Here is a 203-nt window from a genome sequence, read left to right on the forward strand (position 1 = left end):
TTGACGAACAAAGTAGCGTGGGTGGAAGCAGAAGAAATGGACGAAGGCAGTTGGGATAACTGTGGAATAAGCTTGCGTTTGGCGCGGAGAGTAGACTGGTGGGCAGATACGGCTTGTGTGGACTTATGTTCCAACGGAAAAGAATATGACAACTGGGTAGACCTATTGGTAGACCTGGGCTTTGCGGAAGGACAAGTAGAGAA

General features: G+C 48.8%; 1 protein-coding gene. It reads left to right on the forward strand.

From position 1 onward, the window contains the following. Positions 1-203, forward strand: a 203-nt coding sequence (locus tag LVD47_RS23600; RefSeq protein ID WP_236981200.1) for a hypothetical protein, incomplete at both ends; no start/stop codon positions are given.

Origin of the sequence: Membranihabitans maritimus (assembly GCF_021729145.1) — a bacterium.
Classification (GTDB): domain Bacteria; phylum Bacteroidota; class Bacteroidia; order Chitinophagales; family Saprospiraceae; genus Membranihabitans; species Membranihabitans maritimus.